Here is a 13,323-nt window from a genome sequence, read left to right as displayed (position 1 = left end):
CACGCGCAGCGCGCGCATAATTTCATAACCCATAAGCTTTAACGCAGTGCGTTTTCGTTGCTATTCGTGCGGCAGCGGCGCGGTCCTTTTTGGGCTGTGCCTGCGCCCGAATAGCCGGCGCACCATACAATCGAAGTACAGGAGTAAGCCCAACTAATGGCGGCACAGAACTCTCAAGAAACAACTGAAAACCTCCAGGCAGCCGCGGCTTTGGCCCAGCGGATAGACCCGAGCGAGCTCAAAGATAAAACCCGCGTGTATGCCTTGGCCCAAAAGCTCGGCCTATCCTCGCGCCAGCTGGTGGCCCAGCTCAAGGACATGGGCCTGAACAAGACCGCGCAGAGCTCCATTACCCGCGCAGAAGCAGGCGACCTCTTCGCTGCTCTAGCCCGCCATGCAGGGGGCGCGGATGCGGAGCAGCCTGCAACCGTGGACGAGAGCCCAGCGGAAGCAAAGCCCGAGGGCAAGGCCAAGACCACCAAGCGCGCTCGGCGCACCCGCAAAGCCACGAAGAAGTCTGCGCCTGCGGCAAAGAAAGGGCCAGTACAAGCTGATGATGGGGAAGAAGATGGCGCTCCCACTGAAAACACCGCCGCCGATGCGGAAGAAGAAAAGAACCTGCGCTACCGCGTGCGCAAGAACGTGGACAATGAAATCTCCCAGATTGAGGAAAAGGTCGATGCTTCGCTGGTAAAGAGCGCACTGCCGGATCCTGAGCCGTCGAACGCGCCCGCGCGCGCTGAAGATGATGCCGATGCTAATGCCACCGACGCTGCCGCTGCCGGAGCTGGCGAAGCGACTGGGACCGTGGATCCGGCCAAGCTGCATGAGGTGCTGGCAGAGGCCGGCGAGGACTTCGACGATGATTACTATGCCCCGCGCATAGTCCCGCGCGCGGAGACGGACGACGATTCCGCTGCGTATGACTTCGCGCCGCTGTTTATGCCGCCGCAGCAGCAGGACGCCGCCGAGCTTGGTGAGGATGAGGCCGCGGACATGGCGGCGATCGCTGAAGCCGCTGATGCGGCGGAACCTGGCGACGACGCAGAGCCGGACGAGGCCGAGGTAGACAATAAGGCGTCGCGCGGGGGTTCTGACAAGCGTCGCCGCGGCCGCCGTGGTACCTCCCGTGGGCGCGGCGTGCACGAGAACGCCAAGAAGGATGTGGCGGATAAGGAGCCGGAGCTTATCGATGAGCCCAAGGCCATCCGTGGCTCCACCCGCATCGAGGCACAGAAGCGCCGCCGCGCAGAATTGCGCGAGAAGGGCCGCGAGCGCCAGCACATCGTGTCCCAGGCGGAATTTTTGGCGCGGCGCGAGGCCGTGGAACGCACCATGGTGGTGCGCGATAAGCAGCGCGAGGACGGCGCGGGCATCGTCACGCAGGTGGGCGTGCTTGAAGATGACCTCTTGGTCGAGCACTTCGTTACCACCGAGGCCCAAGCCTCCCTCATTGGCAATATTTACTTAGGCCGCGTGCAAAACGTCTTGCCGTCCATGGAGGCGGCATTCGTGGACATCGGCCAGGGCCGCAACGGTGTGCTTTATGCCGGCGAGATTGACTGGCGCAAGACCAAATTGCACGGGCGTTCCCGCAAGGTTGAAAATACCCTGAAATCCGGCGACCAAATCTTGGTGCAGGTGGCAAAGGACCCGATTGGCCACAAGGGTGCGCGCCTGACCACCCGGATTTCCTTGGCCGGGCGCTACCTCGTCTACGTACCAGGCGGCCGCAGTGCTGGAATTTCGCGCAAGCTGCCGGCACCGGAGCGCAAGCGCTTAAAGGACATCTTGGGCCGCGTGGTGCCAGGCGATGGCGGCGCCATCATCCGTACCGCTGCCGAAAACGTTCCCGAGGAGGCCATTGCAGCAGATGTGCAGCGCCTGCATAACCGGTGGGAAGATATTTCCACCCAAGCTAAGAAGGAAAAATCCTCCAAGGGTGCTAAGCCGGTCACGCTCTATGAAGAGCCGAATATGCTCATCAAGGTCGTCCGGGATCTCTTCAACGAAGACTTCCATCGCCTGATCGTGGACGGGAAGCGTTCCTTTAATACGGTCAATGCCTACGTGGAATCCATGGCCCCGGACCTTGCAGACCGCGTGGTGCGCTATAAGCCCAAGGACCACGGCGGCCAGGATGCCTTTGCCGCCTACCGCATTGATGAGCAGCTGCATAAGGCGCTCTCGCGCAAGGTATGGCTGCCATCTGGCGGCACCTTGGTCATCGATCGTACCGAGGCCATGACCGTCATCGATGTCAACACCGGCAAGTTCACCGGCTCCGGCGGCAACCTGGAAGAGACCGTGACCCGCAATAACCTGGAGGCGGCCGAAGAAATCGTGCGCCAGATGCGCCTGCGCGATCTGGGCGGCATGATCGTGGTGGACTTTATTGACATGGTCTTGCCGGAAAACCAGGACCTGGTTTTGCGCCGCCTGAAGGAGGCCCTGGGTCGCGACCGCACGCGCCACCAGGTATCCGAGGTTACCTCCCTGGGCTTGGTGCAAATGACGCGCAAGCGCTTGGGCACTGGCTTGGTAGAGACCTTTTCTACCGAGTGTGAGCACTGCCATGGCCGCGGCATCATCATCCACGAGTACCCGGTCGATGAAGCTGAAGACAACCACTCCGGCCAGCATTCGCACGGTTCCTCCAAGTCGCACAAGAAGCCAGACCACGATCCCCAGCAGCACCCGGCTGCCGTGGCCATGCACGAGCATGACGATGAAGACGAGCGCGCGGAGAAGAAGGGCCAGAAGCACCACAAGGGGCATAAGGCCGCTAACCAGCCGCAGAAGTACCAAAAGACCAACGCTCCCCTCTACAGCAGCGAGGACGAGCAGTCACCGTCGCTGGAGGAGCTCGTGGCCAATGTCGTCGTAGACGATGAGACCGCCGACTCCACACAGAAGGCCCCACAGAAGCGAGCCGACAACGCCCGCGGACACCGTGACGAGCGCAGCCGTGGCCGCAGCGAAGACAAGCAGAAGAAGCGCCGCCGAGTGCAGAAGAAGTCCGAGGTCTCTGAAATCGAGGCCATCGCCTATGCTGCGGCAGAAAACGCCGCCGAAAGCGATGAGGTACAGGAATTTAATTCCTATGTGCCCGATGGCCAAGAATCACCGGCGAAGGAGAAGAAGCGCACCCAGCGGGGCAAGAAGCCGCGCCGGGCAACGCGGACCTCGCCAGCTTCCCGCCGCGTGCAGGAGCAGCAGAAACAGCGCCAGCAGGCGGCTGAAGAGAAGAAGGCGGTAGCTACCGATGCCCCGGAGAAGACCTACGAGGAGGCAGTAGCCGAGTTTGAGGCTTCTCCGCGCCGGAAGCGGCGCACGCGCGGAAATTCGCGTTCCGATAATCGCCCGCGCCCAGAGGCTTTTGCCCAGCCACAAAAAGAGGAATCCACGGGTTCCGCCGAGAAGTCACGCGGTGACGGTGCGGCACAGCAGGACGCCGAGCAGCAAAAGCCTCGCAGCAAGTCACGCGGGCGTGGTCGGCGTCGCAGCGTTCGCACCCAGCCAAATTCCCGCCGGGCAAATGTGCGGGCCTCGCACCGGGCAAACGCGCAGGATGTAAAGCAGGACGACAAGCGCGGGGACACCTCGCGAACTGCGGAGCAGCGTCACGAGAATATCAGTGGCGGGAAGAATAAATCCTCGGTACAGGGAGGCCGTCGCGGCAAGCGCCGGGTGGTGCGTACGAACCCGAGGGATAAGGCCACCTCGCACAATGCGGGTGGCCCAACGGCTACACCTGTTCAAGGGGAGAAGGATTCCCAGAAGGCTAGTGCTCCGCAGACTGAAACCAAGGTCATTCGCCGCGGGAAGAAGCGCGCGGTGAAAAAGACCGGGGCGCCGGCAGCGGCCGCGCGGCAGGAACGTACTGGGGAAAAGGCGTCCACTAACGCGCCGGAGACCCCGCAGACTGGTGCTAAGGACGCGGGCCGGCGGCGGCGCCGCGTAGCACGGCGAGCTACTTCCTAGGGCATCGCCACGCGGGTGCGAAGTGCGTGGTTTGTATTTTGTACCCGCGGCGGGGTAGTCTTTGACAGTCGCTGTTTAGAACTCTCGGCGCTGGATCAGCCCACAATTGCCGCCCGGTGATTGCGGACATGTTCGCGCGGGGTCTGAACGCAATATGTAAGTGTCCATTCGGATAACGGCCTGGATGCCGTGTCCGAGCGAGTTTAGATAAGGGGTAACCCTCTATGTACGCGATCGTCAAGACCGGCGGCAAGCAGTACAAGGTTGCTGAAGGTGACCTCGTCAAGGTCGAGAAGATCGAGGGTGAGCCAGGCTCTGCCGTGGCTCTCACCCCGGTTCTGCTCGTCGATGGCGCCGCTGTGAAGTCCAAGGCTTCCGACTTGGAGAAGGTTTCCGTTGCTGCGGAAATCGTTGAACAGGGTAAAGGTCCAAAGATTGATATCTTGAAGTACAAGAACAAGACTGGTTACAAGAGGCGTTTGGGTCACCGCCAGCCTCAGACCACCTTGAAGATCACCGGTATCAAGTAAGCCTTAACCGGGCTGCAAATCATCCCCGAAGGAGGGAAACGACATGGCACACAAGAAGGGTGCTTCCAGCTCCAGCAACGGTCGCGATTCCGAGTCCAAGCGCCTCGGCGTCAAGCGCTTCGGTGGTCAGCAGGTTAACGCCGGCGAGATCATCGTGCGTCAGCGCGGCACCAAGTTCCACCCAGGTGAGAACGTTGGTCGCGGCGGCGATGACACCTTGTTCGCACTTGCTGCTGGCTCCGTGAAGTTCGGCATCAAGCGCGGCCGCCGGATGGTAAACATCATCCCGGCTGAAGAGGTTGCTGCAGAAGCTACTGCTTAAGCACGACCGCAGCGGTCAATCCTCGGGCAGCTTTCACTACGGGTGAGGGCAGCTCGAGGATTTTCTCGTTTTACCTCCCACTGTGCTGGCAGGGCATGGGTTGGAGTCCGAGCTTGGCTACGCATTACACTGGCTAAGACAATAGATTTAAATAAGAAGGGTGTGGCACATCATGGCACGATTTATTGACCGCGTCGTCTTGCACTTGCAGGCTGGCGACGGTGGGCATGGCTGTGTGTCTGTCCACCGCGAGAAATTCAAGCCATTGGGCGGACCGGATGGCGGCAATGGCGGCCACGGTGGCGACATCGTTTTGGAAGTTTCAGAGCAGATCCATACTTTGATGGACTTCCACTACCGCCCGCATATTAAGGCCGAACGAGGCGGCAACGGTGCCGGCGATATGCGCAATGGCGCGCGCGGTGAGGACCTGATTCTGGAGGTTCCCGCGGGTACGGTTGTGCGCACGGAAAAGGGTGAGACCCTGGCGGATCTTACTGTGCCGGGCACGCGTTTCGTCGCGGCTGAGGGCGGTTTCGGTGGCTTGGGCAACGCGGCGTTGGCGTCTAAGAACCGGAAGGCACCGGGCTTTGCGCTGCAGGGCGAGCCGGGCCAAGCTCATGATTTGGTGCTCGAGCTGAAATCCATGGCGGATGTGGGGCTTGTGGGCTTTCCTTCGGCGGGTAAGTCCTCGTTGATCTCTGTGCTCTCTGCAGCCAAGCCGAAGATTGGTGACTACCCGTTTACCACCCTGCAGCCCAACTTGGGTGTGGTGGATATGGGCGATAGCTCCTTTACCATTGCCGATGTCCCTGGCCTTATCCCTGGCGCCGCCGATGGCAAGGGCCTAGGCCTAGACTTCCTGCGCCACATCGAGCGCACGGCCGTGCTGGCCCACGTCGTTGATACCGCATCCATCGAGCCTGGCCGCGATCCGGAATCCGATATTGAGGCGCTGGAAAATGAGCTGGCTAAGTACCAGGAGGCGCTAGAAAGCGATACCGGTTTGGGTGACCTGCGCGAGCGCCCGCGCGTCATTATTTTGAATAAGGCCGATGTGCCGGAGGCGGAAGAGCTTGCGGAGTTCGTCAAGGATGACCTGAAGGAAAAGTTTGGCTGGCCGGTGTTCATCATTTCTGCGGCAGCACGCAAGGGCTTGGACCCGCTGAAATTCAAGCTCATGGAAATGGTCACCGAGCATCACAAGGCACAGCCTAAGCCGAAGCGGGATCCTTCCCATACCGTTATTCACCCCAAGGCCCAAGCGCATAAGAAAAACACCGGCAGCTTCGCAGACTTTAGCGTGCGACCGGACCCAGAAGTGCAGGGCGGATTCATTGTGGAAGGCGAAAAGATCGAGCGCTGGATTACCCAGACCGACTTTGAAAACGATGAGGCCGTGGGTTACTTGGCGGACCGCCTGGCCAAGGCCGGCGTGGAAGACGAGCTGCACAAGCAGGGCGCGGTGGAAGGCTGTCCCGTGACCATCGGCGGCATTACATTCGAATGGGAGCCGATGACCGGCGGCGATCCAACTATGGCCAGCCGCGGCGAGGATGCCCGCCTGAAGGGCACCAACCGCGTGTCGGCAGCGGAGCGCAAGCGTGCCTCCCAAGCCCGGCGTGGCTTGGTCGATGAGCTCGACTACGGAGATGAGGAAGAGATCACCCGCGAAGGCGCTAACCGTGACCGGTGGCAGGGTTAGTTGTTAACTTCTGGCGAAGGGAAGTGGGGGCAATTCCACCGGACGATTGCCCCCAGTTCAGACACATTATGCTGCGCACATGGGGGAAATGTGCCCCAATGAAGGGGGCGGGAGGCATAAGCTTTGTACACTATTGAGTTATGTCTTCTGATCAACAGAAAGAGCCCATTCTTCCGCTCCCCGTAGAGCCGTTTGATGGCCCTACCGCTGATACTCCGTTCCCCGAAGCCCTTGATGAAAACCCGATAGCCTCCGGGTTTGAATCCGAATTGCGCAACTCTATCGCTGAGGCCAAGCGCGTCGTTGTAAAGATTGGTTCCTCGTCGCTGACGGATGAGAATTTCCGCGTGGCGCAGGAAAAGATCGATCACATCGTTGATGCTGTCCACGCACGCATGGGACGCTCCGATGTCATCATCGTTTCCTCCGGTGCGGTTGCTGCCGGTATGGGCCCGCTCGGCCTGCACCAGCGCCCCACCGACCTGGCTACGAAGCAGGCTTCGGCGTCTGTGGGCCAGGTACACCTCGCCTATGAGTGGGGCCGTTCCTTTGCGCGTTATCAGCGCACCATCGGTCAGGTGCTGCTTACGGCCTCCGATGCCGGACACCGCGACCGCGCCCGCAACGCGCAGCGCACCATTGATCGTCTGCGCCAGCTGCGCACCATTCCCATCGTGAACGAAAACGACGCCGTTGCTACCTCTGAGATGCACTTCGGCGATAACGACCGCCTGTCGGCCTTGGTCGCCAACTTGGTGGGCGCAGACGCGCTCTTCCTGTTCTCTGATGTCGATGGCCTCTATGACAAGAACCCGGCCGAGCCGGATGCGAAGTTCATCGATGAGGTGCGCACCGGTAAGGATCTCAAGGGCGTTGTTGCCGGCGATGGCGGCAAGGTCGGCACCGGCGGCATGGCCACGAAGGTCTCCGCCGCCCGCCTGGCCACCCGCGGCGGCATTCCTGTGCTGTTGACCTCTACCGATAATATTGGCCCCGCGCTTTCCGATGCCTCCGTGGGCACCGTCTTCCACACCCGCGAGGAACGCCAGCTTTCGGCTTGGAAGTTCTGGGCGCTCTACTGCGCCGATACCGGCGGAGCCGTCCGCCTGGACGAGGGCGCCAAGGAGGCCGTGACCAAGGGCGGTACCTCCTTGCTCGCCGTGGGTATTACCGATGTCCGCGGTGAATTCAACAAGGGCGAGATCATCGATATCTTGGGCCCGAAGGGCGAGGTTATCGGCCGCGGTGAGGTCCGCTTCGATTCCGAGGAATTGAACGCCATCAAGGGCATGCAGATGAGTGAGCTGCCAGAAGATAAGCGCCGCTCCGTCGTGCACGCGGATTACCTGTCCAACTTCGCCTCTCGCATCTAGCTAAGTGCCGTACGCTGGTCCCATGAAGTATTTTATGGGACCAGAAACGTGGCAGCCGATGGTCGATGACTTAAGCGCTGCCGGCCACGAACGCGTAGAAAACCTCGAAGACGCAGAGGTTTATGTCAATAACACACCCAGCCCACGCCGCATCCCAGAGATGCCGGACAATATCGGCTGGGTGCAGCATTGTTTTACCGGTGTAAACCAACTCATTGATGCTGGATTGATTACCCCTGAGGGCTTGCCGTGGTGCAATTCCGCCGGCGCCTTTGCCAAGCCGGTGGCCGAATGCGCCTTGGGCCTACTGCTCTCCCAAGCTCATCAGCACAAGGCCTTTGTGCAGGCCGGCACCTGGTCGGTGGCCAAGGAGCTGGATGAAGCGCAGGAGTGGATCTATGACCAGCAGGGGCCGAAGAAGGTAGCGATTTTGGGTGCTGGTGGCATCGGCAAGCAGCTCATTGCCCTGCTCAAGCCCTTTGGGGTGTACATCACCGCCGTGAATCGCTCTGGGCGCCCCGTGGAGGGCGCCGATGAGGTGGTTGCCATGGCTGATGCCGCACACGTGTGGGGCGAGGCCGATGTTATTTTCTGCATCCTGCCCGCCACGCAGGAAACGGAGGGGCTAATCGATGCCGCAAAGTTCCGCGCCATGAAACCGTCCTCGCTGTTTATCAACGTCGGGCGCGGCAGCACCGTGGTTACCGATGACCTCGTGGATGCCCTGCGCGAGGGTGAAATCGCCGGGGCCGGCTTGGAAGTTGTGGACCCAGAGCCGCTTCCCGATGGCCACCCGTTGCTCTCCCTGCCCAATTGCACCATGACCCCGCACATCGGGGCAACAAAGCACGTGGCGCAGTACCACATGGGCGATATTTTTAATGCCAATGCCGTCGCGTGGGATAAGGGTGAGCCCATGCCCACCCAGGTAGATCCGGAGGCGGGATACTAGAAAGCTTAAGAGCCACGGACAGCGAAGCCTGGGTGCGTCGTGTGTGTACCGAAGAAAGGACGTACCGCCCACTGTCCGTGGCAAGTGAAATTAAAAGTTCAATGTGTTGAACTACTGCTAATTTAACACTTATCCAAGGGCAACACAAGCACGATTATTAAGATGGTGGACATGCACCTAGAAGAACTCCCTACCCGCAGCCAGGACTACCTCAAAGTTCTGTGGGACTTATCGGAGCATTCCGGCGGCGCCCCAGTGGGGCTGAAGGATGTGGCGGGGCGCCTGGATCAAAAGGTGCCTACTGCCTCAGAGGCGATTAAAAAGCTCGCCGCTCAAGGGCTGGTGGAGCATGAGCGCTATCAGGGCGTCTCATTGAGCCCTGCGGGCCGCGAGCTGGCGATGCAGATGGTGCGCCGCCACCGGCTTTTAGAAACCTTCTTGGTAGAGACCCTGGACTATTCCTGGGACGAGGTGCACGAGGACGCTGATCGCCTCGAGCACGCCTGCTCCGATCGCTTTATTGGCCGCATCGATGCGCTGCTGGGATCCCCCGACCGCGATCCGCACGGCGATCCCATTCCCGATATTGGCGGCGGGATCGAGGATCTTGGCACGCTCACGCTCGCCAGCGCCCCGCTCGATGCTCCCGTGACCGTGGAGCGCGTCTGCGATGAGGATCCTGGCCTATTGCGCTACCTCGACCGCTTTGGGGTGGAGCTGGGCAATGAGCTGCGCGTAAGCGATAGCGTGGCCGGCTTATTGACGGTGCAGACCAAAGGCGGCGAGATGTCGCTGGCGGAGGTGGCCGCCCGCGAGATCACAGTCCGCCTGTCCTCGTCTAATTAACGCGCGGCGCAGCAACGCAGTGCTGCGCCGCGCCGTGCGACGCCATGCTGCGCCGCACGTTAGGAGACCGCCTTATAGGCCGTCATGCTGGCGAGGTAGAACACGCCGGCCACAATGGCGATGGTGCCGCCGGCCGAAAGGCTCAAGTGCGCAGCGATAAAAAGCCCGGCCACCGCGATGGTGATGCCGATGATGCCCGCCCCGATAAGCAGCGCCTCCGGGCGCGATACCCACGGGCGCAGGCCCGCGGCTGGAGCCACGAGCAAGGCGATGGACAAGATGGTGCCGACGGCGGGGATGACGGCGGCCATCGTCAAGCAGATAAGGCCGAGCGTCAGGGCATCGTAAAGCCCGCTATGCGGGGACGTGGTGGGGTCGAAATACGCCTGGAAGAGGCGGCGCCGGCAGGCTAGTACCGCCAGTAGGCAGATAATGACCAGGCCGGCTGCGACGGCGACATCGCGGTGGTTGACCGTGGTAAGCGAGCCCACCAGGAAGCTATCGACGTGCAGCGGCAGCGGCTGGAACCAGCGCAGCAACAAGATACCCATCGCAAACCCCAGAGTGAGCGTGGTGCCCGCCGCAGCGGTGGAGGAGACGCCGTGCACCTTGCCCAGGTAATGCATGAAAATCGCCAGCGGAATGCAGACCGCCACGGAGCCGAGCATGAGCCCATCGCTCAAGTTGGCACCCAGCGCATTGGCCACGACGACGCCGAGGACCGCGCCGGGAAAGGTGCCGTGGGAGAGGCTCTCAGCAAAAAAGACGCGATTGCCCAACACCATGAGCGTACCTACCAGCCCGGAGAGGCAGCCTACCGCGATGGCTTCGAAGAATGGCAAAGTTAAGACACCCATATGCGCCTGCCTAAAAGTGCGAGCGGAACGGTCAGGGACAGCGACAGCGCGACGATGGCTTGCGGGGAAATCTGGTGGGAGGTCACCGAAAGCATGAGCCACAGGCCCACGCATACGGCGACTACCGCGCCCACCAGCGCCCACAGGAGCATCTGCAGTGGGGTGCTAGCCAGGACGCGCCCGACCAGGCCCGGGACCACCACGAAACCCAAAACGAGCAATACGCCGATGGCGGAGCTCGCGGCGACGACGATAAGGCCCACCGCTACGTTGGCAGTGACATCGATTAGCCCCACGCGGATGCCGGTGGCGCGCGCGGATTCGCGGTCAAAGGCGACGGCTACTTGCGAGCGCCAGGTGGCCAGAATGAGCAGGGCGGCAACCACGCACAAGATGATCGAGGGGATCATGCGGTCAGTGGTGATATCGAGCAAGCGGCCAAACATAAGGGCCTCCAGCTGGCCGGAGCGATCCCCCACGGCGAGGCTGATGACCACGCCGATGCCATACATCAAGGTCAGTACCACCGCGGTGCCGGATTCATGGTCGTGGCCATCGCTGCCGGAATTCAGGCGCGCCAAAATGAGCACGGCGACACCCGCGGCGACGGCGGCACCGGGCAAGATGCCGGGAAAGCCCGCCACGGCCAGGCCGATGACGATGCCCGGGAATACCGAGTGGACCAGCGCCTCAACGCTAAATTCCATGCGGCGCAGGTTGACCACCACGCTGACCACCGCGCCGGTTAAGGCCACGCACAGCAAGAACAGGGCGGCGCGCTGCATGTAGGGAGCAGTAAGCAGAAGCGTCACATGTCCCCCTGTAATACCGACGTGGCCTCCAGGTAGCGCTCGACTGCATCCTCGGTATCGAGGACCTCGCTGTGGCCGTCCACGATGAGCATTCCAGCATCGCAAGCGCGCTGCGCCAAAATGGGATCGTGGGTAGAAATGAGCAGGGCAACCCCGCTTTCCTTAAGCTTGGCGATGATCCCTAAAAGCACCTGCCTGCTGTCTTGGTCCAGGCCATTGAAGGGCTCGTCCATGAGCACCAAGTCCGGGTGCGCGGCGAGCGCGCGGGCGATAAAGATGCGCTGGCGCTGCCCACCCGATAGCTTATCCCAGCGGGTCTTCGCCTTATCCGCCATGCCGACGAGCTCTAGCGCTTGGTCGATCTGCGGGCGCAGGCGGCGCATGCTGCCCATGCGCTCCCACCACGAGGCCTTATTGAGCAGGCCCATTTCCACGACCCGGCCGGCGGTGACGGGAAAGGTGGGATCGCAGGTGTGGTGCTGGGGAACATAGCCCAGCGTCGCCGTGCGCTGATGCTCGCCGCGCAGCGTAGCAAGGCCGGCGATGGCCTTTAAGAGAGTGGATTTACCAGCACCATTAGCCCCCAGCAGCGCGATGGCCTCACCTTCGTGGATGGTCAAGGAGACATCGTCCACGATGGTGGTGGTGCCATAGCCGCAGGAGGCATGGGAAAGTTCTAAAAGCGGTGCATTCATCGTGCGTTATCCAGGCTTTCTGGCAGATCGGCCGCTTCACCGTCCCAGGCATCTACCAAGGTGGTGACGTTGTGGATGATGGAGCCGATGTAGGTGGCGCCGTCGCTATTCGGCACGCCCAAGGAGTCGCCGTACAGGGCGTCGTCATCCATAATGGCCTTGACGCCTGCGGCGCGGGCGATGGCCTCGATGGACTTAGAGTTATTGGAGTTTTCCGCGAAGATGGCCTTGGCGCCGGAATCGCGAACCTCCTTAGCGGCATCCTCGATGTGCGAGGAGGTGGCGTCCTGCTGGTTATTGAAGTCCGTGAGCGCGGAGCCGATGAACTTCACGTCATAATCGTTAGAGAAGTAGCCAAAGGCATCGTGCGAAGTAAACAGCATGCGGTCCTGCTCGGGGACGGTCTCCAGGGACTCGGTGACCCACTTATCCAGCTCGTCGAGCTGCTTGGTGTACTTTTCGCCGACTTCCTTCACGGATGGCTCCTTATCGGCCAAGGCATCCACGATGTTTTCTACCTGGATCTTGGCGTTCTTGGGGGAGGTCCATACGTGCGGGTCGTGGGTGAATTCTGGTTCCTCGCCGTCCTCACCGGGGAAAGGCCACTCGCGCAGGTCTACCTTGTGCTTGGAGTTGTCATCGCCGGCGGTGACGATGGTCTCGCCGTCAAAGCCGGAAGACTCCACGGCGTTATCGAGGAAGTGCTCGAGATCGACGCCGTTTTTAAAGAGGAAGTCCGCATCTGCCATGGCACTCATCTGCTGCGGGGTCATCTCGTGCTCGTGCGCGCTGGCATTCGGCGCCAACAGGCAGGTGAGATCGAGGGTGGTATCGCCATCGCCCTCGGTGGTTTCCTTGCCGCTGGAATCCACCTTGTGGAGCGTCATGCCACCCTGGGCAATCTGGGTGAGGTAATCGCAGATCTGCGTGGTGGTGGCAACAGCCTTGATGGTCTGATCGTCGCCCGAACCGGAGCCCGCGTTGGCACCGTTGCCTCCGTCATTCGTGCTGCAGGCGGCGAGGGCGAGCCCGCTCAGGGTCAACATCAGGCCCAGCTTGGCCACGTTCTTTTTCATGAGTGCTCCTTTTTCAGGCTGAAACTTATCAAACAAAGAATAAACATACCCAATTAAAAGTTTCAAGGTATTGAACAATAAGATTTGGTATTGTGAGGTTCACTGCACTTTCGGGCTAGGGTAGGGAAGTGGTTTTCTCTGCGTGGCCTGTCCAATTCAGGCAAAGCGTGA

11 protein-coding genes are annotated in these 13,323 nt (G+C 61.1%); 7 read left to right on the top strand and 4 right to left on the bottom strand.

Annotated features, from left to right (window positions below; translation table 11 throughout):
- Window positions 1–156: 156 nt before the first annotated feature.
- From MHX65_RS03545 to MHX65_RS03515, 7 genes are all read left to right on the top strand, one after another.
- A complete protein-coding gene (locus MHX65_RS03545; protein WP_239268699.1) occupies window positions 157–3,984 on the top strand; it encodes a translation initiation factor IF-2 N-terminal domain-containing protein in 3,828 nt (1,275 codons plus the stop codon).
- Between the two features lie 224 nt (window positions 3,985–4,208).
- Window positions 4,209–4,514: a 50S ribosomal protein L21 gene (gene rplU, locus MHX65_RS03540; RefSeq protein WP_023023542.1), complete on the top strand. Its 306-nt coding sequence runs from the start codon at window positions 4,209–4,211 to the stop codon at window positions 4,512–4,514.
- 43 nt (window positions 4,515–4,557) lie between these two features.
- Window positions 4,558–4,836 carry a 50S ribosomal protein L27 gene (gene rpmA, locus MHX65_RS03535; protein WP_005277951.1) on the top strand — a complete coding sequence of 93 codons (279 nt, stop codon included), beginning with the start codon at window positions 4,558–4,560 and terminating at the stop codon, window positions 4,834–4,836.
- 172 nt (window positions 4,837–5,008) lie between these two features.
- Window positions 5,009–6,541 (top strand): GTPase ObgE, encoded by a 1,533-nt coding sequence (gene obgE, locus MHX65_RS03530; protein ID WP_023023539.1) that lies wholly within the window; start codon window positions 5,009–5,011, stop codon window positions 6,539–6,541.
- A 140-nt stretch (window positions 6,542–6,681) separates the two neighbouring features.
- Complete coding sequence (gene proB, locus MHX65_RS03525) at window positions 6,682–7,914, top strand: glutamate 5-kinase (RefSeq protein WP_023023537.1); 1,233 nt, start codon at window positions 6,682–6,684, stop codon at window positions 7,912–7,914.
- Between the two features lie 22 nt (window positions 7,915–7,936).
- Window positions 7,937–8,866: a D-isomer specific 2-hydroxyacid dehydrogenase family protein gene (locus MHX65_RS03520; RefSeq protein ID WP_239268697.1), complete on the top strand. Its 930-nt coding sequence runs from the start codon at window positions 7,937–7,939 to the stop codon at window positions 8,864–8,866.
- A 171-nt stretch (window positions 8,867–9,037) separates the two neighbouring features.
- On the top strand, window positions 9,038–9,712 hold the full coding sequence (locus MHX65_RS03515) for a metal-dependent transcriptional regulator (protein ID WP_034659051.1): 675 nt from the start codon (window positions 9,038–9,040) through the stop codon (window positions 9,710–9,712).
- A gap of 59 nt (window positions 9,713–9,771) precedes the next feature.
- Here the strand turns inward: MHX65_RS03515 and MHX65_RS03510 are convergent, their stop codons facing one another.
- From MHX65_RS03510 to MHX65_RS03495, 4 genes are read right to left on the bottom strand one after another with little or no spacing between them, the layout of a single operon-like run.
- Complete coding sequence (locus MHX65_RS03510) at window positions 9,772–10,569, bottom strand: metal ABC transporter permease (RefSeq protein ID WP_005284360.1); 798 nt, start codon at window positions 10,567–10,569, stop codon at window positions 9,772–9,774.
- Window positions 10,557–11,381 (bottom strand): metal ABC transporter permease, encoded by an 825-nt coding sequence (locus MHX65_RS03505; protein ID WP_237800918.1) that lies wholly within the window; start codon window positions 11,379–11,381, stop codon window positions 10,557–10,559. Before MHX65_RS03505 ends, MHX65_RS03510 begins: the two co-directional genes overlap by 13 nt.
- The gene (locus MHX65_RS03500; protein ID WP_239268695.1) at window positions 11,378–12,076 is read right to left on the bottom strand and encodes a metal ABC transporter ATP-binding protein; all 699 of its coding nucleotides are present in this window, start codon (window positions 12,074–12,076) and stop codon (window positions 11,378–11,380) included. Before MHX65_RS03500 ends, MHX65_RS03505 begins: the two co-directional genes overlap by 4 nt.
- Window positions 12,073–13,152 (bottom strand): metal ABC transporter substrate-binding protein, encoded by a 1,080-nt coding sequence (locus MHX65_RS03495; RefSeq protein ID WP_239268693.1) that lies wholly within the window; start codon window positions 13,150–13,152, stop codon window positions 12,073–12,075. The genes MHX65_RS03500 and MHX65_RS03495 overlap by 4 nt, the downstream gene beginning before the upstream one ends.
- Between the last annotated feature and the right edge of the window lie 171 nt (window positions 13,153–13,323).

The organism is Corynebacterium sp. ACRPS, from assembly GCF_022346005.1.
GTDB lineage: Bacteria > Actinomycetota > Actinomycetes > Mycobacteriales > Mycobacteriaceae > Corynebacterium.
The sequence above is the reverse complement of the archived record's forward strand: the minus strand, read 5'-3'. Positions and strand labels throughout refer to the sequence as shown.

Bases quoted from the DNA above. Each gene is read 5' to 3' on its own strand.
- proB (WP_023023537.1), top strand. From the start codon at position 6,682: ATGTCTTCTGATCAACAGAAAGAGCCCATTCTTCCGCTCCCCGTAGAG.
- MHX65_RS03545 (WP_239268699.1), top strand. From the start codon at position 157: ATGGCGGCACAGAACTCTCAAGAAACAACTGAAAACCTCCAGGCAGCC.
- MHX65_RS03515 (WP_034659051.1), top strand. From the start codon at position 9,038: ATGCACCTAGAAGAACTCCCTACCCGCAGCCAGGACTACCTCAAAGTT.
- rplU (WP_023023542.1), top strand. From the start codon at position 4,209: ATGTACGCGATCGTCAAGACCGGCGGCAAGCAGTACAAGGTTGCTGAA.
- obgE (WP_023023539.1), top strand. From the start codon at position 5,009: ATGGCACGATTTATTGACCGCGTCGTCTTGCACTTGCAGGCTGGCGAC.
- MHX65_RS03495 (WP_239268693.1), bottom strand. From the start codon at position 13,152: ATGAAAAAGAACGTGGCCAAGCTGGGCCTGATGTTGACCCTGAGCGGG.
- MHX65_RS03520 (WP_239268697.1), top strand. From the start codon at position 7,937: ATGAAGTATTTTATGGGACCAGAAACGTGGCAGCCGATGGTCGATGAC.
- rpmA (WP_005277951.1), top strand. From the start codon at position 4,558: ATGGCACACAAGAAGGGTGCTTCCAGCTCCAGCAACGGTCGCGATTCC.
- MHX65_RS03510 (WP_005284360.1), bottom strand. From the start codon at position 10,569: ATGGGTGTCTTAACTTTGCCATTCTTCGAAGCCATCGCGGTAGGCTGC.
- MHX65_RS03500 (WP_239268695.1), bottom strand. From the start codon at position 12,076: ATGAATGCACCGCTTTTAGAACTTTCCCATGCCTCCTGCGGCTATGGC.